Raw genomic sequence first — 22,658 nt, forward strand, 5'->3', positions numbered from 1 at the left:
GGTCCAGCGCACGTCCCGCTGCGAGGTCCCGGTGTCGGGCAGGTCGCCGATGACCCGGCTGGACGCGGTCCCGTCGGCAACCGTAGTCAAGGGCGACCGCGTCACCTTCTCCCTCACCTGGAACGGCATCGCCCGGCCCACCCTCGGCCACATCCACGAGGGCGCCGCGGGCACCAACGGCGACGTGAAGGTCGGCCTGTTCACCACGGCGATGCCGTCCACCGTCCAGTCGGCGGCCGGACAGACCGAGGTGACGGACGCGGCCCTGGCCAAGCGGCTGCGCACCGACCCGGCCGGGTTCTACGTCAACCTGCACACCAAGGAGTTCCCCGGCGGCGCCGTGCGCGGCCAGCTCAAGCCGCTGGCCAAGCCGGTGAACCCACTGAGCATCATCCGCGGCGGCTCCCTGCGCGCCCTCGCCGACGGCGGCCAGGAGGTGCCCACCAAGGACCCGAAGCGGGTCGGCGACCCCGACGGACACGCCATCACGTTCCTCTACCCCGGCGCGGGCCGCGGGCGGATCGGCTACTCGCTGGCCTGGGTCAACATCGGCGCCCCGCTCGCCGGCCACATCCACCAGGGCACCCTCGGCCGCAACGGCGACGTGAAGGTCCCGCTGTTCGTCACCCCGGTCCCGGCGAACATCTTCGCGGTCTCCGGCACCGCCGAGGTACCGGACCCGGCGGTCGTGCGGCAGATCGAGAAGAACCCCACCGGCTTCTACTCCAACCTGCACACCGAGGAGTTCCCCGACGGCGCCGTGCGCGGCCAACTCTTCCACTGAGCCGCACAGTTCAGGCCAGCCGGATCGTCCAGGACGTGGCTTGTCAGGTCCAGACCTTGCTGCGAGCATGCTCACGTGCGGACCCGATTCCTGCGCCCAGGACCCCGTCTGACATCGGTCTTCCTCCCCGTCACACTGGGCCTCGCCCTGCTGGTGGCCCTCGGGGTGGTCGGGGTGGCCCGGACGGCCCCGGCGTCCCAGGAGCGGACCGGCGGACGGCCCGCGTCCTCGGAGTACGTCCGCATCGGCACGGTGTCCGCGGCCCCCGCCCCGGTCACCGGCCCCGCCGCCTCCGTCGGCACCTACACCCAGGAGTGCGGCCGCAACACCGAGCGCCACCGCAACGCGGACAACGTGGTGTTCCTGCCGGGGGTGACGGGCGGCGCCCACCACACCCACGACTACGTCGGCAACCTCTCCACCAACGCCCGCTCCACCAACGCCAGTCTGGCCGCGGCGCGGACCACCTGCGAGAACGGCGACCGCTCGGCGTACTACTGGCCGGTGGTCCGCCGGCTGGACCGCACCGGCACGGACGCGCACACCACGGGCGGCGGACGGGACGGCAACACCGGGGAGATCGTGACGGCGGCCTCGGTGCGGGTGGAGTTCCTCGGCAACCCCGCGAGCCCGGTGGTGGCCATGCCCCGGTTCCTGCGGCTGGTGACCGGCGATCCGGTCGCCCACCTCAACCAGGTGCCCAACATCCACGCGCAGTGGGGCTGTTCGGGATACGCCGAGCGGTTCACGACGAAGTACACGCTGTGCCCGGCCGGCAGCGGGGTGACCCGCACCTTCGACTTCCCGAGCTGCTGGGACGGACTGAACACCGACAGCGCCGACCACCGCGGCCACGCGGTGTTCCCCGGCGCCGACGGGAGCTGCCCGCAGAACACCTTCGCCGTACCGCGGTTGAGGGTGACGGTGACCTACCGGCTGCCGGCCGGGACGCCGTACGCGCTGGACTCCTTCCCTGAGCAGATGCGCGACCCCAAGACCGATCACGCGCTGTTCCTCGACGTGATGACGGAGCGTCAGATGGCGCGGGTGGTGGACTGTCTGAACGGGGGCCGCCACTGCACCGCGGACTGAGTGACCGTCATCACATTGAACCGGTACGGGAGTTCACCCGTGTTCTGCGCGTCGGATTCCGTAGAAGGACGGGAGAAGGTGAATGGCGGCGGCACTGTGGTCCCGAAGCCGAAGCGGCTCCAGGGAGAAACGCAGAACGGGTGACGAGGCACTCATCCGGGCCCTCTACGAGGAGCACGGCGGCGCCCTCCTCGCCTACGCGCGACGGCTGACCAACGATCACGCCGCCGCCGAGGACGTCGTACAGGAAACGCTGATCCGGGCCTGGAAACATCCCGAGGCCCTGGTCAACGGGAAGGGCTCGGTGCGCGGTTGGCTGCTCACCGTCGCCCGGAACATCATCACGGACCGGTACCGGGCCAAGGCGGTCCGTCCGGCCGAGGTCGCGGAGTCGGCGGCCACCACACCGGTCGCGAAGGACCACGCGGACGCCGTGGCCGACTCGATGCTGGTGATGGAGGCACTCGACCGGCTCTCCCCGGACCACCGGGAAGTGCTCCAGGAGATCTACTTCCAGGGGCGCAGCGTCACCGAGGCCGCCGAAACTCTCGGGATACCGCCCGGCACGGTCAAATCCCGGTCACACTATGCCCTGAAGATGCTGCGGGACCTCTACCGGAACACCCCGGAACCGGCCCCGCTCGCCGTGGTGAAGGAGGTGGCGGTATGAGCATCGCCCAGCACGACAGCGCACTGCTCGGCGCCTACGTCCTCGGCGCGCTGGACGAGCAGGAGGTGCGGGACGTGGACGATCACGTGGCGTCCTGCGAGCGGTGCCGCGACGAACTGGACGGACTGCGCGAGATGGAGAACGCGCTCGGCGAGGTCCCGCCCGAGGCGTTCATCGACGGGCCGCCGCAGGACGGCGACCTGATCCTGCAACGGACCCTGCGGCAGGTCCGCGCCGAGGGAAACCGCTCGGACCTACGACGACGGGTCGCCCTGTCCGCGGTCGCGGCCGTCGCCGCGGCGGCCGTCCTGGGCGCCGGCGTCCTGCTCGGCCAGAACACCGGCGGAACGAACGACCAGGTCCTGCCCCCGACGAGTTCCACGGCCGTGACCCCACCCCCCGCCGGACAGCGCGTGGCCACGGCCAGTGCCGCCACCGGCGTCCGGGGCACGGTCAAGCTCACCCCGGCCAGCCAGTGGGTGCGGGTCAACGCGGCGGTGGCCGGGATCCCGGCCGGCGAACACTGCCGGCTGATCGTGGAGACCGCGAACGGCAAGCGGGAGGTGGCCGGCAGCTGGGTCGTCGCCGACCAGCTCAAGGGATCCCATCTCGACGGCTCGGCGGCGGTACCCGCCGCCGACGTGAGCCGTGTCCTGGTGGAGAACGAACAGGGCAAGCAGTACTTGTCGGTCGCGTTCTGACGCACGGCCGGGGGCCGGAGACCCGAACCGGGGATCCGGCCCACCCCGCGCTCCCGCCACGGGCCGCCCGACTTAGGGTGCGGGCATGGACTACAGCGAGGTCGAGGCGGAGATACGCCGATGGGTCGACGCGGCGAGCGACGACGGCGTGCGGGTCTTCGCGGAGGAGACCGTCACCCGCCTGGTGCGCGCGGAACGTCTCCAGGACGCCTACGAGGGCGAACTCACCGAGGACGCCTGGGCGGCGCTCAGCGGCGCGTGCGCGAACGTGCTGACGCTCGGCGCCGCCGAACTGCGCGGCGCGCTCGCGACGATCGACGACGGCATCCTGACCGACGGAGACATGGACACCGAAGTCCTCGCCGTCCTCCAGGCGTTGGAGCACTGGCAGGGCTACCTGGAGCGGAACGCGCGCGACGAGGTCTACGAACTCGCCATCCGCTCCGTCGAGGACGTCGACTACGAGGTCTCCGCCGTGCTCGACGACTTCCTCGCGACGCCGGAGATGGCCGCGGAGTACGCGCGCGTCCGGCGTCTGCTGGGCGCGGTCGCGGAGCGGTGACGTCGGCGGTCACATGCGCGTGGCCGTGCGGATCAGGTTCGCCAGGGGCAGGGAGCGGCTGTGGGCCGGCCAGGCGATGTGGGTGACGACGGGCGGGGCGTCGGTCAGGGGGACCGCGGTGTGCTCGGACCACAGCCAGGAGCGGGCGGAGTCCGGGAAGATGGCCATCGCGCGTCCCAGGGCGATCAGTTGGGCCAGCTGCGTCTGGTCGTGGACCTCGGGACCCGGGCCCGGCGGGAAGACGCCGTTGCGGGGCCAGCGGGCGAGCGGCAGGTCGGGGACGTCGGTGACGTCCGCCAGGGACAGGGCCTTGCGCGCGGCGAGGGGGTGGCCGGCGGGCAGGACGGCGATCTGTCCCTCGGACAGCAGTTCCTCGCTGTCGAACCCGGCCAGGGAGTTGTACGGCGCGTGCATGAGCGCCACGTCCGCGCGGCCGTCGCGCAGCATCTCCTCCTGCTCGCACGTGCCGCTCGGCAGTACCTCGATCTCCACGGCGTCGGGCTCGGCCGCGTAGGCGGCGAGGAGTTTCTGCAGCAGGTCGTGGGACGCGGCCGCCTTCACCGCCAGCACCAGACGGTTGCGGGGACCGCCCGGAGCCCCGGCACGCCGGGCCCGGCGGGCCGCCGCGGTGGTCGCGTCGAGGGCCGCGCGGCCCTCGTGCAGCAGGACGTCACCGGCGTCGGTCAGCGAGACACCGCGCCGGTCGCGGACCAGCAGCGGGACGCCGAGGCGCCGCTCCAGCTGCTGGATCGCGCGGGACAGCGGTGGCTGGGCCATGCCGAGGCGCCCGGGGCGCGGCCGAAGTGCAGCTCCTCGGCGACGGCGAGGAAGTACCGCAGCTCGCGGGTCTCCAGGGTGTCCATGGGCAGAGCCTACGTCGGTGATACCCGTCGGGTATCACAGGGCACCGTATCGGTGTTGGCCGCGCCGCCGGGCCGCGAGCGAGCATCGACGGCATGAGCGAAACGAAGACCGCGCTGGTCACCGGCGCGAACAAGGGGATCGGGTACGAGATCGCGGCGGGGCTCGGTGCCCTCGGGTACCGCGTCGGCGTCGGCGCCCGTGACGACGTACGGCGCGAGACCGCCGTGGAGAAGCTGCGGGCCGCCGGGGTGGACGCGTTCGGGGTGCCGCTGGAGGTGACGGACGGTCAGAGTGTCACCGCCGCCGCCGAGTTGGTCGAGCGGCGGACCGGGCGGCTCGACGCCCTGGTCAACAACGCCGGTGTCTCAGGGGAGTTCGGGCCGGGGTGGGTGCAGGACCCGACCACGCTCGACCTCGACGTGGTCCGCAGGGTCGTGGAGACCAACGTCCTCGGGGTGGTCCGGGTGACCAACGCGATGCTGCCGCTGCTACGCCGCTCGGCCGCGCCGCGCATCGTCAACGTCTCCAGCTCCGTCGGCTCCCTGACCCGCCAGGCCGACCCGGACATCGAGATCGGCCCCGTCATGGCGGCGTACGCCCCGTCGAAGTCGTTCCTCAACGCCGTCACCGTGCAGTACGCCCGGCAGCTCACCGGCACGGGCATCCTGATCAACGCCGCCTGCCCGGGCCTGGTCGCCACCGACTTCAACGGCTTCCACGGCCCCCGCACCCCGCAACAGGGCGCGGCGGTGGCGATCCGCCTGGCCACGCTGCCGGACGACGGCCCGACGGGGGCGTTCTTCGAGGACGACGGGGTGGTTCCCTGGTGACGCCGACAGCCCGGCTCCGGTGGACCACCGGAGCCGGGCTGTGGAACGCGGGTCGGTCAGATGTAGTAGCCGCTGGTGTCGACGATGAGGTCGGTGGTGCCGTCGCTGTCGTTGTAGACGCTGATCTGGCCGCTGGGGTCGGTCGGGGTCAGGGTGAGGTTGGCCATGGTGTCGCCGGTGCCCCAGTTGAGGTTGCTGGTGGCCGGCTTCCCGACGCTGGTGGGGTAGACGGTGGCGTTTCCGCCCGCGGTCGGCCCGTTGACGGTGACCATCGCCGCGAGGGTGGGCGTGGTGGCCATGGTGACCTGCTGGGTGGTGGCGGTGGTGAGGGTGTACGCGGTGTTGGCGGCCACCGGGGTGCTCGTTCCGCCGATGCCGATGCGGGTGTCGACGAGGCGGGTGGGGTTGAGGGTGTGGAATTTCTGGCCGGTCGTGCCGGTCGTGTAGTACCCGGAGATGTCCGCGAGCACGGCGGTGTCGTTGCCGTGGACGGAGACGGTGATGGTTCCGTTGGTGCCGATGGGGACGTCGCCGGAGAGCGAGGCGATGGCGTTGCCGGTGTTGAAGCTGAGGCTGGTGTCGGTGGTGGGTGCGTATCCGGTGGCGTAGGTCTGGAGGTACCCGGTGCCGGTGGCATTGGCCGCGGCGAGGTCGACGGCCACGGCGGTGGCGTTGGCGGGGACGCCGTTCTGGCCGGTGATCTGGAGGGTGAAGTTGGTGCCGGCGGCGACAGTGCCGGTGCTGGTCAGACTGGTGTGGGCGACGCTGGAGCGGGTGTCCAGGGCGCGGACCGCGCTGGTCAGCGGGGTGTAGGTCTGGTCGCCGGTGAGGCTGGAGTCGCTGGTGAAGTAGCCGGTGAGGTCGACGATCAGGGCGGCGGCGCCGCTGCTGCCGTCGACGTGGGTGTAGAGGTCGATCTTGCCGTCGTTGCCGACGGGGACGATCTGGTAGCCGGTCGCGGTGATGCCGGAGGCGAAGTTGGTGGACGAGGTGAGGGGGCGTTGGGTGCCGTCGGCGTAAGTGGTGACGTAACCGGAGTCGCTCTGCTCGGTGGCCGTGACGTCTATGGCGACCGCGGTGACCGAGGCGGGAACGGTGGCGGGTGCGCCACTGGCCGGTGAGGTGACGCTGTCGCCCGCGATCTTCAGACTGGTGACGGAGCCGGACGCGATGGTCGCGGTGCCCGCGGTCACGCCGCTGGTGTACGTCAGGCCGCCGCTGCTGCGGGTGTCGAGGATGCGGGTGGGTGTGACGGCCTGGTGGTAGCCGGCCGGGGTGTAGGGCTGGGCGGGTGGGACGACGGAGCCGGTCCAGGTGCGGACGCGGGCGAGTTCGCCGGTGAAGTAGTCGGTACGGGCGGAGGCGTCGAGGGCGTCACCGAGCTGGAAGTTGCCGCTCGCGCCGGTGCTGGGGGCGGTGTGGTCGCCGCTGTCGACGAAGACGTCGTCGACGTAGAGGTCCATCACGTGGGTCGTCTTGTCGTACGTGGCCGTCAAGTGTGCCCAGGTGCTGAGGTGGACGGTGCCGCCGGTGACGGTGTCGAAGCTCCAGGCGGTGCCCGCACCGGTGTTGAGGCTGAACTGCCAGCCGGTGGAGGTGGGGATGAGCAGGATGCCGGAGTCGGCGCTGCCGCTCTGGGAGAGGACGGCGCCGCCGTAGGCGGTGGGGTCGGCCCAGACGGAGACGGTGAACGACTTGGTGAGGTCGAGGGCTTTGGAGCCCTGGAGGTAGTCGTGGTCGCTCGCGTCGAGGGCGACGTCGGGGTCGAAGAGGCCGCCTTCGGGGGCGGTGACGCCGCTGGTGCCGGTGAGGGTGATGGCGCTGGTGGCCGCGTCGTCGGCGGTGAGGGCGGTGGTGTCGTAGTCGTTGAGGGGCCAGTCGTGGGTGTCGGTGCTCAGGGCCTGGCCGGTGGTCGTGGTCCAGCTCGCGGTGGTGCCGGAGAGGGTCATCTCATGGGCGGTGGCGGTGCCGGTGCTGCCGATGGTCCACAGGTCGGGGGTGTGGTCGTTGTTGATGTCGGCGGCCTGGAGGGTGGGCTGGCTGACGGAGTCCCAGCCGGTGCTCGCCGCTTCGACGGAGGTGAGGGTGGTGTCGGTGGCGCCGTTGGAGAGGGCGTCGTAGGTCAGGCTCTGGAGGTTGGTGGGGCTGAGGTACCAGAGCTGGCCGTGGGAGGGGTCGCCGGTGTCGGTGCTGGTGTCGCGGGCGAACAGCTCCGGCATGCCGTTCGCGTCGAGGGTGCCGGTGAGGGTCCAACCGGCCCAGCCGGTCGTGCAGTTGGTGGTGGCGGCGGTGTTCTGGGCCAGGCAGTAGGGGTTGTAGTCGGCGAGGTCGGTGGCCTGGTCGGCACCGGGGTACAGGCCCGCGGCGGGCACGGAGTTCTCGTCGTAGAGCGAGCCGTTGATCACCAGTAGGAGATCCGGATAGCCCGTGGCGGTGTTGCCGTTGACGGTGTTGTAGAGGCCCCCGCCGGTGGCGACGGAGGTGGCCGGGGTGGTGGTGTCGGTGGTGGTGCCGTCGTCGTTGAAGGTGGTCGTCGTCAGGGCGAAGACGCCGGTGGAGTTGGTGACGGGCAGGGAGTCGACGGGCTGGAGGTCGGTGCCGTCGCCCTGGCCGCGCAGGATCTCGCCGCTGACAGCGCCGGTTGAGGTGTCGTAGCCGTAGTCGAGGACGTCGTTGAAGCCGCTTCCGGTGAAGAAGTGGCCGGTGACGGTCTGGGTGCCGGTGAAGGAGGTGGCGGTCTGGGTGGTGGAGACGCCGTTGCCGTCGATGCCGATGTTCCGGGCGACCGGGTTGAGCTTGCCGCCGCCGTTGCCGGTGGCCTGCCAGAGCCCGGCGGGCAGGGAGTTCTTGCCGCCTACGGTCAACAGGTCGGCGTTGCCGTCGCCGTTGAGGTCGTCGTCAGTGGCCGTGGCGGGGGCCCGGGCGATGAAGCGGTAGTCGTAGGTGTCACCGACGTTGCCGCTGCCGCCGACGGCGGTGACGGTCAGGACGTCGGTCTGGGTGGTGGGCTTCAGCGAGATGGTCGCGGTGTAGGGGCTGGAGCTGGAGGCGTTGACGCTGACGGGGTTGCCGCCGTTGAGCTGGTAGCGGTAACTGCCGGGCGCGCTGGTGGTGTTGGTGTCCGTGAGGGTGAAGCTCGCCGATGTGCCCACGGCGCACAGACTGTCGCCCGAGGGGCTGTCGGTGAGTTCGGGGCACTGGCTGGTGGTGGAGGTGACGGGGGCGACGGTGGGTGCGCCGGGGGCCGTGGGGTCGTAAGAGAAGTGGCAGGTCTTGGACTGACTGCTCGTCAGATGCTGGTCGGTGACGGTGAGATACCAGGCGAACTCGGTCTTCGCGGTGAGCGCGTTGAAGGGCCCGGAGGCCGTGTGGGAGTAGAGGGTGCTCGCGGTGGTGCCGCTGGTGGCGTTGATCGCCCGGGTGTAGGTCGTGCCGCTCGCCATGTTCTTCAGCGTGAAGTTCGCGGTGAGCGGGCTGGTGGTGCCGTCCGGGTCGGACACCGCGGCACGCAGGGTGACGTCACCGAGACCCAGTGAAGTGGGCGTGGTGGCCGAGCAGTTGGTGCTCGGGCTGGTGGTCAGCGAGGTCGGGGTGGTGGGGGTGTGGTCGTAGGTCGTGGTGATCGTGGCCTGCTTGCTGAACTGCTTCCACGCCAGGTCGTCGCCCTCGTCGGCGGCGAGCAGTCCGAAGGTGGCCTTCGACCAGTGGTTGTCGGCGGCCCGCTGCATCAGCGAGGTGAGGGAGTACGTGACGTCCGCGGGGCCGCAGGAGGTGGACCAGCCGTGGGCGACGGACTGCGAGCCGATCTTGCTGAGCCGGGAGGGCTGGTGGTTCCACGTGGTGGACGAGGAGATCGAGCCGGTCCAGTACAGGTCGAGGGCCTTGGCGGTGCAGGAGGCCGACCAGTTCTCGTAGAAGGAGATGTCGGAGGAGATCACCGTCGAGTTCCACAGGGCGCTGTGGACGCTGGTCTGGAAGAACGACCGGTTGGTGGAGACGTCGGAGGTCCAGTCGGTGTAACCGACGTGCAGCGGACCGGGGTTGGAGGAACCGGGCTTCCAGAAGGCGGTGTCGGGCCACTCGTTGTCGACGAACGCCCACGCCTGGACGGTGTCGGTCTGGCCGGACGCGGTGAAGGAGGGGTCGATGTAGACCGGGTAGACGGTGTCCTTGCCCCTGAGCAGGGTGTGGTCGGGCGACAGGCTGATGTGCCCTTGTCGGTAGGCGGCCTTCAGGCTCTTTTTCCGGGCGTTGTCGCCGGGCGCGGCGGCGCTGGAGGCGAGCGGCGCGCCGTCACGGCGGTCCACGACCTGACCGGACTCGGGGTCGGTCACCTTCGGGGTGTTCGCCGCGGGGCGGCTGGAGTCCCACATGGTGGGGGCGGTGGCCGAGAAGACGGTCCGCCCGGCGCGGTCCTTGGCGGTGATGTCACCGGCGGTGTCACTGGCCAGGGTCACCCCGGTGGCCTTCGTGGCGAGGGTCAGGTCGGAGAGGGCGGGGTTCGCCGCGGCTTCGGCGTCCTTGACGACCAGGACCTCGCTGAAGCCGCCGGTGTCCTGTGCGGTGACCGCGAGATCCACGTCGGGCAGCACGTCGTGGTACGTCGCGGTCGGGCCGTCGAGCGTGGGGGCGCCGAGGGTGAACGCGGAGGGCAGCGACACGGCGAGGGCGCCGCTGCCGGCCCGCATGGCGGCAAGGGGTGTGCCCGCCGCGCCGCCGGACAGGGTGAGGGAGGCGGTGGAGACCTTGGGGGAGATCGTGCCGTCCGCGTGACGTGTGAGCGTCGCGTCCAGGCTCTTCCATCTGCCGTGCACCAGCTTGCGTACGGGCGCGATCGTCTGTCTGAGCGTCAGCGTGCCGTTCGGGTTGGCGGTGAGCGTGGAGGAGTCCGTCGTGGCGGCCGTCGCCTGGACGGACTTTCCGGTGGACCGGGCCTTCGCGAGGGCCTGGTCCTCGGTCAGGCCGGGGGAGGAGCCGGCCGGCGCCCGGGTGGCGGTGGGGGAGTGCGCCGGGGTGGCGGCCTGGGCGAGAGCGGGGCTGCCGAGGGTGCCGGCGACCGCGAGAACGGTGGCGCCGACGATCGCGCGGCGCGCCCATGAGCGGGGCGGAGAGGCCGACCCATTCTTATGCATTTCTTTCCCCCAATTCCTGGGCTGCTAAAGGATTCCAAGCGTTCTGCAAAATCCGGTTGAGACGCCCTTGGTGATCGTCAGGAATCACGGACGGCCAAGGCCGCGTCACCGTATGGGCAGTTGGGGTCACTTGTGAGGTTCATGGACTGCTTTTTTCCAACTCCATATCCTTCGGAATTGAAATCTCGGGTATTTCTTCTCTGGTTCCGTGACGAGGGGGGTATCCGGTGTCCGGTAGACGCACGCGGCTGGTGGCGGTGGGATGGACGGCGCTGTTGGCCTGGTCCCTGTGTGTGGGGCCGGCCTTCGGCTCGACCGCGAGCGCACCTCCTTCCACCCCCAGGACAGCCGCGAAGCCGAAACCGGACCTCGGCCGCTCCGTCACGGGGCTGAAGTCCGTTCCGCGCAAGGACGTGCGCACCTCGGACGCCACGCGTCACACAGCGGCGCCGACCCGGACCGCGTGGCCGGCCGCCGGGGCCGCGACCCTGGAACTCGGGGCGCCGAAGCCCTCGGCGACCGCCGGTTCCAAGGCCACCGCGTCGGGAACGCCCGTGTGGGCGAAGGCCGTTGCGCCCGGCAAGGGCGCCTACAGCGGCCCGAGGACGCTGGGCGTCCAGGTCCGGCCCAGGTCGCTGTCCACCCGGCTGGGCGTCTCCGGCCCCGTGTGGTCTCTCACCCCCGACCGGGCCCCCGCTGCGGGCCGGGTGCAAGTGGGCCTGGACTACGGGGCGTTCAGCCAGGCCGTGGGCGGCAACTACGCTTCACGGCTGCGTCTCGTGGAGCTTCCCGCCTGTGCGCTGACGACCCCTCAACTGGCCGAGTGCCGCGAGCAGACACCGCTGACCTCCCGCAACGACACCAAGAACGCCGCGGTGTCGGCGGCCGTCACCTTCCCCGCCGCATCCTCGGCGCAGCCCGCCTCGACCGGAGCCGCCCGCCCGGGGGCGGCCGTGCCGGCCGTCTACGACGGCCCGGCGGCCACCGTCGTCCCGGCGCAGACGGCGTCGACCTCGGGCGCGGCGACCGTGATCGCGGCCACCGACTCCACCGGCCAGGAGGGCGCGGCGGGCGGCACCTACGCATCGACCCTTTCGTCGGCCGGTTCCTGGACCCAGTCGGGCTCGTCGGGCGACTTCACGTACACCTACAAGGTGGCCGTGCCCGGCGCCTCGACGTCGCTGGCGCCGGACGCGTCGCTGTCGTACGACTCGGGCAGCGTGGACGCGAAGACCGCGAACACCCAGGCGCAGGCGTCCTGGGTGGGTGACGGCTGGAGCACCCAGGACTCCTTCGTGGCACAGGAGTTCACCCCCTGTGACGACTCCCCGGAGGGCAGCGCGGGCTCGGTGACCACCACCGACGAGTGCTACGACGGGCCGATCCTGACCCTGTCCCTGAACGGGTCCTCGAACGCGATCGTCTACGACAAGGACACCTCCACCTACAAGCTGTCCGACGACGACGGCGCGACGGTCAGCAAGGTGACCGGCTCGTCGAACGGCTCGGGTACGTACGACACGTCGTACTGGGTGGTCACCGAGCGGGACGGCACCAAGTACTACTTCGGCCGCAACGAACTGCCGGGCTGGGCGTCGGGAGACGACACGACGAACTCGGTGGACTCCGAGCGCGTGTACGCGGCGCACTCCGGGGACCCCTGCTACGACTCCACGGCCACCAGCAGCTACTGCACGATGGCGTCCAAGTGGCACCTGGACTACGTGACCACCGTCACCGGCGCGGCGATGGCCTACTACTACAAGCAGGACACCAACTACTACGGCGCCCACAACGGGGACTCCGAGGTCAAGTACGTGCGCGACTCCTACCTCGCGCACATCGACTACGGCTTCACCACGGCCACCGGCCCCTACGGCACCGTCCCGGACAAGATCGTCTACGGCACGTCGGTGCGCTGTACCTCCACCAGCGGCAACTGCGGCAGCGCGGAGACCACTTCGAACGCGGCCTACTACCCGGACGTGCCGTACGACCTGGTGTGCGCGTCCGGGGCGACGTGCAGCGCGCACGCGCCGTCGTACTTCTCCACCGTCCGCCTCACCTCCATCACCACCCAGCAGTACTCGGCCTCCGCAGGCGCGTACGTCACGGTCGACTCCTACGCGCTGACCCAGACGGAGCCGTCGACCGGGGACGCGACCAGCGCGACGCTGTGGCTGTCCTCGATCCAGCGCACCGGCTCGGACACCACCGCGGGCGGCTCCACCTCCTCGATCACCATGCCGGCGGTGCAGTTCACCGGTTCAGCGCTGGAGAACCGGGTGAGCACCGCCACCTACCCGGGCCTGTTCCGCTACCGGATCACGGCGATCACCAACGAGATGGGCGGGGTGACCGGTGTCTCCTACACGCTGCCGACCGCGTGCTCGACCTCGGCGACCCCGTCGTCGAACACCGCGTCCTGCTCCCCGCAGTACTGGACGCCCAGCGGCTACATCAGCCCGATGCTGGACTGGTTCAACAAGTACGCGGTGCAAGAGGTGTTGGAGACCGACACCTACGGCGGCTCGGCCACCAAGGAGACCGACTACGCCTACAGCGGTGCGGCCTGGCACTACGACGATGACGAGAACACCAAGGCGAAGTACCGGACTTACGGCCAGTGGCGCGGCTATCAGCAGGTGACGACCACGACCGGCAACGGTTCGGGAGACGCCAGGACCAAGCAGGTCGACTCCTACTACCAGGGCATGGACGGCGACTGGCTCTCCTCGACCTCCACCCGGAGCATCTCGCTGGCCGACTCCCAGGGCGGCCACCACACCGACTCGCCCCAACTCGCCGGTCGTGTCCTGGAGTCCACGTCCTACCTCGGTGACGGTGGCGGCGTCGACCACTCCACGATCACCTCGTACTGGATCTCCGGGGCGACCGCGACCCGCACCCGCTCCGGCCTGCCGGACCTGACCGCCAACGCGACCGGCACCGCGGAGGAGTGGACCCGGCAGCGGCTGACCGACGGCGGTACGACGAGTTGGCGCGACACCGAGACCGACACCACCTACGACGCCACCCGCTCGGACGACGACTTCGCCCTGCCGACCTACAGCTACGAGCACACCGTGCCGGTCGACTCCCACTACGACCAGTGCACGGCCACCAGTTACGCGCCCGCCAACACCGGCGCCAACCTCGTGGGCCTGGTATCCGGAACCGAGGAGGACTCGGTGGCCTGCTCCGGGTTCACCGAAGGCTCCACCTCCTCCGTGCCGAGCGGGCTGAACACCCTCGGCGCGCCCGCCAGTGTCAACCGTCCGGACCAGGTGGTCTCCGCCACCCGGACGTTCTACGACGACTCCACCTTCTCCACCACGTTCCCGCAGTCCAGCGCCCCGACCCTGGGCCTGGTCACGATGACCCGCACGGCCACTGACTACGGCGCGGGCGCCTTCAGTTGGCGGACCACCGCGCGGAACACCTACGACAGCACCTACCACCGCCTGGCGAGCACCACCAACGGCAACGGCAACACCACCACGACCACCTACACGGTCGACTCCGCCTACCTGACCACCGGACAGAGCGTCGCCCAGCCCACGGTGAGCGGGGTCGCCCACACCACCAGCACGACGTTCGACCCCGAGCGCGGACTGACCCTGACCAGTACCGACGCCGACCACGTGGTGACCACCACGCACTACGACGCCCTCGGCCGGACGACGTCGGTGTGGAAGAACTCCCGCGCGACCAGCTCCCTCGCGAACGCGACCTACACCTACACGCTGTCGAACACCTCGGTGTCCGGCGTGGTGAGCAACACGCTGAACGACAACAGCGGTTACCTCACCTCGGTCAGCATCGTCGACTCCCTGGGCCGCCCCCGGCAGACGCAGGCCTACACTCCGCAGGGCGGCCGTCTGATCGACGACACCCTGTACGACTCGCGCGGCTGGACGGCGAAGCAGAACACCGGCTACTGGGACTCCGCCACCACACCGACCCTGTCGTTGAAGGCGGTGGCCGACAACCAGGTCTCCGACCAGGACGTGTTCACCTACGACGGGCTCGGCCGGCAGGTCTACGACATCGCCGAGAAGAACGGCTCGCTCGTCTCGACGACCACCACCGTCTACAACGGCGACGCCACCACCGTCATCCCGCCCGCCGGCGGCGTCATCAAGACCACCCGCACCGACCCGCTGGGCCGCGACAGCGAACTCGACGAGTACACCGCCACCCCGTCGCTGACCACCCCGCTGAACACCACCACCGGCACCTTCTACCTGACCGGCGGCACCACCAGCGCCACCACCTACGGCTACGACGGCCACGGCCAGAAGTCCACCACCACCGACGCCAAGGGCGACACGTGGACCAGCACCTACGACCTGGCCGACGAGGTGACCGCCAAGACCGACCCAACCGCGGGCACCTCCACCATGACCTACGACGCCGACGGCAACCTGCTCCAGACCAAGGACTCCCGCGGCGACTACGTCTCCTTCACCTACGACGCCCTCGACCGCAAGACCGGCAGGTACGCGGCCGCCACCGCCGACCAGACCGCCTACACGTCGAGCAGCTCACCGGGCAACCAGACGGCCGCCTGGGTCTACGACAACGCCAACACCGCCGTCTCCGGCATGACCTACCCGGTCGGCCACGTCACCACGGCGACCTCGTACAGCGGCGGCTACGCCTACGTCCAACAAGCCGTGGGCTTCAACGTCTTCGGCGAATCCCTGGGCGAGGAGACCATCGTCCCCTCCGCGGCGCAGGGCTCGGTCCTCGGCAAGACCTGGAAGATCACCCACTCGTACACCAGCGTCAACGGCCTGCTGTGGACCGACGGTTACGCCCTCGGCGGCGGTCTGCCCGCCGAGACCGTCACCCACGGCTACAACAACGACGACGAGCCCAACGCCCTGGCCGGTGCCTACAGTTACCTCCAGAGCACCACATACAGTGCCAACGACCAGGTCGCACAAGTCCAGTTGGGCTCTTCCACGTCCTACGCCACCGTCACCGACGCCTACGACAGCCACACCGGGGATCTGACCGACCAGCTGGTCACCCGCTCCACCGCCACCCCGTCCAGCGTGGACGAGACCGCGTACACCTACGACCTCTCCGGCAACATCACCCGCCAGACCGAGACCCGCTCCGGCTCCAGCAGCACGGCCGAGACCCAGTGCTACGCCTACGACTCCCTCGACCGCCTCACTACGGCCTGGACGGCCACCGACAACTGCGCCGCCACCCCCACCAGCAGCGACCACAGCACCGTCGGGGACGGCATCACCGGCGGCGCCTACTGGACCAGCTGGACCTACGACGCCATCGGCAACCGGCTCACCCAGACCCAGCACACCGTCTCCGGCACCGCCAGCGACACCGTCACCACCAGTGGCTTCTCCAGCAGCCAGTCCAACACCCTGACCGCCACGACCACCACCGGCGGCACGACCGGCTCCACCAGCTACGGCTACGACAGCGACGGCAACACCACCACTCGTCACACCGGCACCGCCGACCAGACCCTCACCTGGAACAACGACGACCAGCTGACCAAGATCACCGACGCCACCGCCTCCACCTCCACCAGCTACATCTACGACGCCGACGGCAACCTGCTCCTCCAGACCGACCCGACCACCACCACCCTCTACCTCGGCAGCGAACAGATCACCCTGGACAACTCCGCGGGCACCGCCACCGGAGTCCGCTACTACACCGCCCCCGGCGGCGCCACGATCGTCCGCACCGGGACCGGCACCGCCTACGGCTTCGAACTCGCCGCCGACCAGCACGGCACCAACAGCCTCTACCTCGACTACACCGCCCAGACCCCCACCTGGCGCCAGTTCGACCCCTACGGCAACCCCCGTGGCACCACCGCGAGTTGGCCCGACAACCGCACCTTCCTCGACAAGACCACCGACACCACCACCGGTCTCACCGATGTCGGCGCCCGCGAATACGACCCCACCCTGGGCCGCTTCACCAGCCTCGACCCCGTCTTCGAGGACGACAGCCCACAGGAACTCGGTGGCTACGCCTACGCCTCGGACAACCCCGTCACCTTCTCCGACCCCACCGGCCGGGAGATCGGCTCACGCCCCAACTCCTGCCAGTACGACCTGTCGTACTGCTCCAAGAAGGTCCAGAAGGAGGTCGGCTACGACCCGAAGACCGGCCTCGCCGACTACCGCCGGGGCACGGTCGTCTCCAAGGGCACGGCGGCCTCCATCAGCAACCACTACAGCAACCCCGTCACCGACAGCGGCTACACCCCACCCGCGCCCAAGCCCCAGCCGCACCGGTCCTGGTGGTCGAAGGCATGGAGTTCGACCTGGCAAGCGGCCCACGGGTTCATGCAGAAGCACAGCGAAGCCCTGGGCTGGATCGGCGTCGGACTCGGCGTGGCGTCCATGCTCACCCCCCTGGGCTGGGTCGCCGACGCGGCTTTGGTCGGCGGGTTCGTGTTGGGTGGTGCCACCACCGCGGACGCGTGCCTCTCCAAGCAGTGGGGGAGCTGCACGATGGGCGCGGTGAGCCTGGGAATGGCTGGAGAAGGTGTCGCCGCCAGTCGTATGGCGAATTCAGCGCTTCGGGAGTCGGCGGGTGCCGGCATTTTCTCGCGGACGCTCCTCAAAGGAGGTGCGATGCTGGGGCGAACCATTGCCGGTGTCGCCAATACGAGTTCTGTGGGTTATGCAATTATCGGAACCGCTACAGGGGGCAACCTGGGTGACTCCAGCCGTTCGGAGGACGATTAGCTCATGACGGATACCGGTCGCCCATCCGTGAAAGCGCTCGATGGGTCGCAGCGACTGCCCTTGCTCGTCAGGTGGTGCCTGAAGAGGGCGCGGAGGAAGGGGCGAACGGGCGTTCTGGTGTTCGCCGAGATAAGGGAGCCGGTTCGGAGCCTGACCCACAAGGCGGGCATCGTGTCCGTCCGGGAGGAGGGCGTGGAACTCTGCTCCCGTGACCGTGGCGCGAAGACGCCCCGCTTCATCGAGCTGCCCCCCGGCCCTCACCGGCTCGAGTTCGGGGTGACACGGATGAAGGCCAGTGGAAGTACGTCGTTTCTGCAGGTGGTGGACCTGAAAGAGGGCGAGACCCTGGTCGCGTTGTGTGATCCTGTCCAGTCGAACGTCTTCTACCGGCGGAGCCCGGATGTGGATTCCTGGGTCATCGGAGTCTTCCCGAACCGGGAGAAAGGGTGATCCGTCATGACAGAGATTTCGGTACGCCGTGACGAGGCCGACAGCTATGCGCAACTGCGCCGCTACAAGGTGTACGTCGACGGCGAACACGTGGGGGATCTACGGCGGGGCGAGACCTGTCTGAGGGCGGTCTCCCCGGGCACGCACACCGTTCAGGTCAAGATCTCATGGTGCTCGAGCCGGCCTCTCTCGGTGGGAGTGTCGGAGGGGGAGCGACAAGAACTGGCGTGCAGGGCGGTCCCCGGAGTGGAATCGGATCCCATGGCGATGCTCACCCACCGACACGACCTCCTCACCTTGCGGAGGGCGTGAGGTCCCTGCGTCGGCAGGTCGGCTGGGGCATCTGTGGCGAAGGCGGGGACAGCCTTCTCCGCGACCAACGTCAGGACGAGTGGGTGAAAGAGCGAGTGCTGCGACGGCGGTCGTGGCCGATCTTCAACGGGATCATGGTCGTCGCGGTCTGCGGTGTGTCCCCCTGGGCGGCGCTGCTGAACATCGAGCGCCGGGACTACCTCGACCTGTGGCGCATCACGGCGGTGCTCTGCGGTCTGGCCGTCTTCTTTCTCCGGATGGGAACCTGCGCGGTCGTACTGCGCGCCAACTCGCTCCTCGTCGTCAATCCCGTCGGATCCAAGGAAGTCGGATACGACGGGATTCGCAAGGTGGTGGCGGGACCGGGGGCCGGGCTGGAGATCGTGACGGTCCGCGACGAGCGCCTTGTCCCCGTCGTGTTCGGCGGGTCCTTGGTGGACTACTGGTTCGCGACGTCGGAACTGGCGGCCAAGGAAATCAGGGAACGGATCCCCCGCAGGCCGAAACCCGTCGCCGACGCGGAACCGGTGAAACGGACTCTCGTGAGACCTTGTCGGCCGGCGGATGTCGTGTTGGTGATCGGTGTCGTGACCGCGATCGTCGGGGGCGTGACGGAGGCGATCGGTTAGTCGCGGACCAGACACGGACGCTTGTTGTCGAAGGTCCAGTCGGGGACCAGGTAGCGCATGGCGGTCGCGTCGTCGCGGGCGCCCAACGCCTTCTCCCGGTAGAGCTCGTGGGCGGCCAGGAGGCGGTCCCTGTCGAGGGTGAGGCCGAGGCCGGGGGCGTCCTGGATCGCGATCTCGCCGTCGGTGATGCGCGGCGGCGCGACCGTGAGGCGTTCCAGGCCCTCCTGCCAGATCCAGTGCGTGTCCAGGGCGTTGTAGTCGCCGGGGGCCGCCGCGCCGCAGTGGGTGATCATGGCGAGGCTGATGTCGAAGTGGTTGTTGGAGTGGCAACCCCAGGTCAGGCCCGCCGCGTTGCAGAGCTGGGCCACCCGGACCGAGCCCCGCATGGTCCAGAAGTGCGGGTCGGCGAGCGGGATGGAGACCGACTGGAGGGCCAGGGCGTGGGTCAGCTGGCGCCAGTCCGTGGCGATCATGTTCGTGGCCGTGGGCAGACCGGTGGCCCTGCGGAACTCCGCCAGGATCTCCCGGCCCGAGTACCCGTCCTCCGCCCCGCACGGATCCTCGGCGTACGCGAGCGTGCCCAGCAGCGGCCCGCACAGCTCGACCGCCTCGCGCAGCGACCACGCGCCGTTGGGGTCGAGCGTGATCCGCGCGTCGGGGAAACGCTCCTTGAGCGCCTGGACGGCCTTGACCTCCTCCGCGCCCGCCAGCACCCCGCCCTTCAGCTTGAAGTCCCGGAAGCCGTAGTGGTCGTAGGTCGCTTCGGCCTGCCGGACGATCGCCTCGGGGGTGAGTGCCTCCTCGTGGCGGATCCGGTACCACTCCACGTCGGCGTCGGGCTCCCGGACGTACTCCAGGTCCGTGCGGTCCGGATCACCGACGTAGAAGAGGTAGCCCAACACCCGTACGGAATCCCGCTGTTGGCCGTCGCCGAGCAGCGCTGCCACGGGGACGTCCAGGTGCTGGCCGAGCAGGTCGAGGAGGGCCGACTCGACGGCGGTGACCGCGTGGACCGTCGTACGGAGATCGAAGGTCTGGAGGCCGCGGCCGCCCGAGTCGCGATCGCCGAAGCGCTCCCCGATCGCGCGCAGGACCCGCTGGTAGTCGCCCAACTTCGCGCCCACGACCAGGGGTTCGGCGTCCCGCAGGGTCTGTGTGATCCTCTCGCCGCCCGGCACCTCGCCGAGTCCGGTGCGGCCCTCGGAGTCGGTGAGGACGACGACGTTGCGGGTGAAGTAGGGGCCGTGCGCGCCGGAGAGGTTGAGCTCCATCGAGTCGCGCCCGGCGACCGGATAGACGGCGAAGGCGGTGACGGTCGGCTGACTTCTGCTGGGCATGAGGGAGTTCCTTGGGGAGGGGGCCGGATGCGGGGAGGGGGTCAGATGCCGATCGCGTCCAGGGACCATTCCACGGCGAGTACGCCGCCGAGGCCCAGGACCGCGAGGACGGTCGTGTAGGTCGTACGGGCCTTGATGGCGTCCAGGACCGAGAGGTTGAAGTACTCCTTGAACATCCAGAAGCCCGGGTCGTTGACGTGGCTGAAGGCGATCGAACCGCAGGAGACGGCCAGCACCATCAGCTCGGGGTGGACCCCGCTGCCCGCGACCAGCGGGGCCACCACACCGGCGGCGGTGACGACGGCGACCGTCGCGGAGCCCAGCGCCACCCGCAGGATCGCGGCGATCAGCCACGCGAGAATGATCGGCGAGATGTCCCAGCCGTCGGTGAAGTCCTTGATGTAGTCGGAGATCCCGCCCTCCACGAGTACGCCCTTGTAGGCGCCGCCTGCGCCGATGACCAGCAGAATCATCGCCATCGACTTGGCCGCGGACACGCAGGACGCGCTCACCTCCTCCAGACTCCGCCCGATGCGCGGGCCGAACGCCCAGATCGCCAGGCACAGGGTCAGGAGCAGGGCGATCGGGGCCGAGCCGACGAAGTCGACGGCGTGCAGCACCGGGTTCTTGTCGTCGTCCACCGCCATGTCGGCCACCGCGGCGCCCGCGATCAGCACGATCGGGACCAGGGCGACGAACAGCGACCAGCCCATGCCGGGCATCTCGTCGTCCGCGAACTCCCGCTCGGTGACAAGACCTTGGGGTATCTCGGGGTTCATCCGGCGGACGAACGGCAGCCGCGGCCACACCAGCGCGATGACCGCGCCGATCGGCACCGCGAAGAAGAGGCCGTACAGGAGGGTGTGGCCGACGGAGGCGTGGAAGGTGGCGGCCACGGCGGTGGGGCCGGGGTGCGGCGGCAGGAAGCTGTGCATCGTGGACAGCGCGATCGACATCGGCAGACCCACCCACAGCAGGTTGCTGCGGGTGACGCGGACGATGGTGAAGGCGACCGGCACGATGATGACGAAGGCGACCTCGTAGAACATCGTCACGCCGATGAGCATGGCGGTCACCACCATGGCGACCTGGACGCGGCGCGGCCCGAAGGAGCCGACGAGCCGCCCGGCTATCCGCTGGGCGGCGCCCGAGTCGCCCATGACCCGGCCGAGCATGGCGCCGAGCCCGATGACGAGGAGGGTGTCGCCGATCTGGCCGCCGACGCCCTCTCCGAGGACGTCACCGATCTCGGCGGCCGGGATGCCCTGCACCAGCGCGACGCCGACGGCCACAAGGAGCAGGGCGACCAGGCCGTTGAGTTTCAGCCGGGTCATGAGGAACAGCAGGACCAGCACGCTGATGGCGACGACGACAAGTGGCATGGGTCAGTTCCCCTTTGAACTGTGCGCAGTTGACGATCCGGTCGGTCGGGCCTGGCTCAGCCGACCAGGGCCAGCCCCGTCTCCAGGAGCTTCTCCAGCTCTACGAGGTCCTGCGGGCCGGGGTCGGTGAGCGGGGCGCGGACCGGGCCGACCGGGCGGCCGCGCAGCCGGGCGGCGGCCTTGACGAGGGAGACGGCGTAGCCGGGGACGCGGTCGCGCAGCTCGACGAGCGGGATGTAGAAGCCGCGCAGGAGGTCGTCGATCGTACGGTCGTCGCCGTCCTGGAAGGCGGTGAAGAACGCGGTCGCGATCTCGGGGGCGAAGGCGTGGACGGCCGAGGAGTACGCCGGGACCCCGACCGTGGCGTAGGCGCGGGCCTGGATCTCGGCGGTGGCCGCGCCGTTGAAGAAGAGCAGGTGGTCGGGGGCGGCGAGGGTGAGGCGCTGGAGGCGGTCCAGGTCGCTGTGGCCGTCCTTGAGGCCGATGACCGTGGGGAGTTCGGCGATCCGGCGCAGGCTCTCGGCGGTGAACGTCACCTGGTCGCGCTGGTAGACGATCAGCGGGAGGTCGGTGCCCGCGGCGATCCGGCGGACCTGCTCGACCAGGCCGTCCTGCGGGGCCTTCAGCAGGTAGTGGGGCAGGACGAGCGCGGCGTCGGCGCCGGCCTCCTCGGCGATACGGGCGAAGCGGAGGGCTTGCGCCCAGCCGTAGCCGATGCCGGCGACGACGGGGGTACGGCCGTCCGCGACCTCCACGGCCGCCGTGACGACCTCGCGGTACTCGTCCTCGTCCAGCGCGGTGAACTCGCCGGTGCCGCAGGCGGGGAAGAGCGCGCCGGGTGCGGTGGCCAGCTGGTCGGCGAGGTAGGTGCGGTAGGCGTCCGGGGCGAGGTCGCCGGCGTCCGTGAAGCTGGTGAGCGGGAAGGACAGGACACCGCGCGCCATGCCGTCCCGCAGGCGTCGGGCTGCGTCCTGGGCCGCCTGGTTCAGTGACATGAACTCATCTCCATGTATATGGATTGCATCTACATATGAGGATGGAGATTAGGGTGATGTGCGTGGCTGGTCAATGGGGCGAACCGTGAAGTGACTCTGCCTCTGATCGTCGACGACCGGGGCACGTTGCAGGTGTCGGCGGCCGATGTGAGCAAGCTGCTGCGCAGTCTGGGCG

Annotated in this window: 15 protein-coding genes and 1 pseudogene; 11 read left to right on the top strand and 5 right to left on the bottom strand. The window is 69.9% G+C overall.

What is annotated here, in order from left to right:
* From ABZ896_RS42470 to ABZ896_RS42490, 5 genes are all read left to right on the top strand, one after another.
* A partial coding sequence (locus ABZ896_RS42470) for a CHRD domain-containing protein (protein WP_360941091.1) occupies positions 1 to 784 on the top strand: 784 nt, incomplete at its 5' end.
* Positions 785 to 859: 75 nt separating this feature from the next.
* The gene (locus ABZ896_RS42475) at positions 860 to 1,876 is read left to right on the top strand and encodes a DUF1996 domain-containing protein (protein WP_360941094.1); all 1,017 of its coding nucleotides are present in this window, start codon (positions 860 to 862) and stop codon (positions 1,874 to 1,876) included.
* A gap of 82 nt (positions 1,877 to 1,958) precedes the next feature.
* Complete coding sequence (locus tag ABZ896_RS42480) at positions 1,959 to 2,546, top strand: sigma-70 family RNA polymerase sigma factor (RefSeq protein ID WP_360941097.1); 588 nt, start codon at positions 1,959 to 1,961, stop codon at positions 2,544 to 2,546.
* Positions 2,543 to 3,247 carry a zf-HC2 domain-containing protein gene (locus ABZ896_RS42485; RefSeq protein WP_360941100.1) on the top strand — a complete coding sequence of 235 codons (705 nt, stop codon included), beginning with the start codon at positions 2,543 to 2,545 and terminating at the stop codon, positions 3,245 to 3,247. Before ABZ896_RS42480 ends, ABZ896_RS42485 begins: the two co-directional genes overlap by 4 nt.
* Positions 3,248 to 3,332: 85 nt before the next feature.
* A complete protein-coding gene (locus ABZ896_RS42490; protein WP_360941103.1) occupies positions 3,333 to 3,809 on the top strand; it encodes a hypothetical protein in 477 nt (158 codons plus the stop codon).
* Between the two features lie 9 nt (positions 3,810 to 3,818).
* On the opposite strand, the pseudogene ABZ896_RS42495 reads toward ABZ896_RS42490, so the two are convergent.
* Positions 3,819 to 4,672 (bottom strand): annotated as a pseudogene (locus tag ABZ896_RS42495) (LysR family transcriptional regulator).
* A 93-nt stretch (positions 4,673 to 4,765) separates the two neighbouring features.
* On the opposite strand from ABZ896_RS42495, the gene ABZ896_RS42500 reads away from it, so the two are divergent.
* On the top strand, positions 4,766 to 5,503 hold the full coding sequence (locus ABZ896_RS42500; protein WP_360941106.1) for an SDR family oxidoreductase: 738 nt from the start codon (positions 4,766 to 4,768) through the stop codon (positions 5,501 to 5,503).
* A 56-nt stretch (positions 5,504 to 5,559) separates the two neighbouring features.
* Here ABZ896_RS42500 and ABZ896_RS42505 read toward each other — a convergent pair whose 3' ends face one another.
* A complete protein-coding gene (locus ABZ896_RS42505; RefSeq protein WP_360941109.1) occupies positions 5,560 to 10,635 on the bottom strand; it encodes a LamG-like jellyroll fold domain-containing protein in 5,076 nt (1,691 codons plus the stop codon).
* A 227-nt stretch (positions 10,636 to 10,862) separates the two neighbouring features.
* Here ABZ896_RS42505 and ABZ896_RS42510 point away from each other — a divergent pair, with 227 nt between their 5' ends.
* The 4 genes from ABZ896_RS42510 (at position 10,863) to ABZ896_RS42525 (ending at position 18,769) form a co-directional block, all read left to right on the top strand.
* The gene (locus ABZ896_RS42510; RefSeq protein ID WP_360941112.1) at positions 10,863 to 17,378 is read left to right on the top strand and encodes an RHS repeat-associated core domain-containing protein; all 6,516 of its coding nucleotides are present in this window, start codon (positions 10,863 to 10,865) and stop codon (positions 17,376 to 17,378) included.
* Positions 17,379 to 17,381: 3 nt separating this feature from the next.
* Positions 17,382 to 17,828 carry a hypothetical protein gene (locus ABZ896_RS42515; RefSeq protein WP_360941115.1) on the top strand — a complete coding sequence of 149 codons (447 nt, stop codon included), beginning with the start codon at positions 17,382 to 17,384 and terminating at the stop codon, positions 17,826 to 17,828.
* A gap of 6 nt (positions 17,829 to 17,834) precedes the next feature.
* A complete protein-coding gene (locus ABZ896_RS42520) occupies positions 17,835 to 18,140 on the top strand; it encodes a hypothetical protein (RefSeq protein WP_360941118.1) in 306 nt (101 codons plus the stop codon).
* An 83-nt stretch (positions 18,141 to 18,223) separates the two neighbouring features.
* Positions 18,224 to 18,769 (top strand): hypothetical protein, encoded by a 546-nt coding sequence (locus tag ABZ896_RS42525; protein WP_360941121.1) that lies wholly within the window; start codon positions 18,224 to 18,226, stop codon positions 18,767 to 18,769.
* Here ABZ896_RS42525 and ABZ896_RS42530 read toward each other — a convergent pair.
* The 3 genes from ABZ896_RS42530 to ABZ896_RS42540 are packed head-to-tail and all read right to left on the bottom strand — an operon-like array spanning position 18,766 to position 22,483.
* Positions 18,766 to 20,106, bottom strand: coding sequence for an enolase C-terminal domain-like protein (locus ABZ896_RS42530; RefSeq protein WP_360941123.1), 1,341 nt, complete (start codon positions 20,104 to 20,106; stop codon positions 18,766 to 18,768). The genes ABZ896_RS42525 and ABZ896_RS42530 overlap by 4 nt on opposite strands.
* 41 nt (positions 20,107 to 20,147) lie before the next feature.
* Positions 20,148 to 21,488 carry a gluconate:H+ symporter gene (locus ABZ896_RS42535; protein ID WP_360941126.1) on the bottom strand — a complete coding sequence of 447 codons (1,341 nt, stop codon included), beginning with the start codon at positions 21,486 to 21,488 and terminating at the stop codon, positions 20,148 to 20,150.
* 56 nt (positions 21,489 to 21,544) lie between these two features.
* Positions 21,545 to 22,483 (bottom strand): 5-dehydro-4-deoxyglucarate dehydratase, encoded by a 939-nt coding sequence (locus ABZ896_RS42540; protein ID WP_360941129.1) that lies wholly within the window; start codon positions 22,481 to 22,483, stop codon positions 21,545 to 21,547.
* 66 nt (positions 22,484 to 22,549) lie between these two features.
* Here ABZ896_RS42540 and ABZ896_RS42545 point away from each other — a divergent pair.
* The coding region (locus tag ABZ896_RS42545; protein ID WP_360941132.1) for a DUF6213 family protein at positions 22,550 to 22,658 on the top strand (109 nt) is incomplete at its 3' end.

Origin of the sequence: Streptomyces sp. NPDC047072, assembly GCF_040643855.1 — a bacterium.
Classification (GTDB): domain Bacteria; phylum Actinomycetota; class Actinomycetes; order Streptomycetales; family Streptomycetaceae; genus Streptomyces.

Excerpts from the sequence above, each read along its gene's own strand:
- ABZ896_RS42480 (WP_360941097.1), top strand. The coding sequence starts at position 1,959 with ATGGCGGCGGCACTGTGGTCCCGAAGCCGAAGCGGCTCCAGGGAGAAA.
- ABZ896_RS42485 (WP_360941100.1), top strand. The coding sequence starts at position 2,543 with ATGAGCATCGCCCAGCACGACAGCGCACTGCTCGGCGCCTACGTCCTC.
- ABZ896_RS42490 (WP_360941103.1), top strand. The coding sequence starts at position 3,333 with ATGGACTACAGCGAGGTCGAGGCGGAGATACGCCGATGGGTCGACGCG.
- ABZ896_RS42500 (WP_360941106.1), top strand. The coding sequence starts at position 4,766 with ATGAGCGAAACGAAGACCGCGCTGGTCACCGGCGCGAACAAGGGGATC.
- ABZ896_RS42505 (WP_360941109.1), bottom strand. The coding sequence starts at position 10,635 with ATGCATAAGAATGGGTCGGCCTCTCCGCCCCGCTCATGGGCGCGCCGC.
- ABZ896_RS42515 (WP_360941115.1), top strand. The coding sequence starts at position 17,382 with ATGACGGATACCGGTCGCCCATCCGTGAAAGCGCTCGATGGGTCGCAG.
- ABZ896_RS42520 (WP_360941118.1), top strand. The coding sequence starts at position 17,835 with ATGACAGAGATTTCGGTACGCCGTGACGAGGCCGACAGCTATGCGCAA.
- ABZ896_RS42530 (WP_360941123.1), bottom strand. The coding sequence starts at position 20,106 with ATGCCCAGCAGAAGTCAGCCGACCGTCACCGCCTTCGCCGTCTATCCG.
- ABZ896_RS42535 (WP_360941126.1), bottom strand. The coding sequence starts at position 21,488 with ATGCCACTTGTCGTCGTCGCCATCAGCGTGCTGGTCCTGCTGTTCCTC.
- ABZ896_RS42540 (WP_360941129.1), bottom strand. The coding sequence starts at position 22,483 with ATGTCACTGAACCAGGCGGCCCAGGACGCAGCCCGACGCCTGCGGGAC.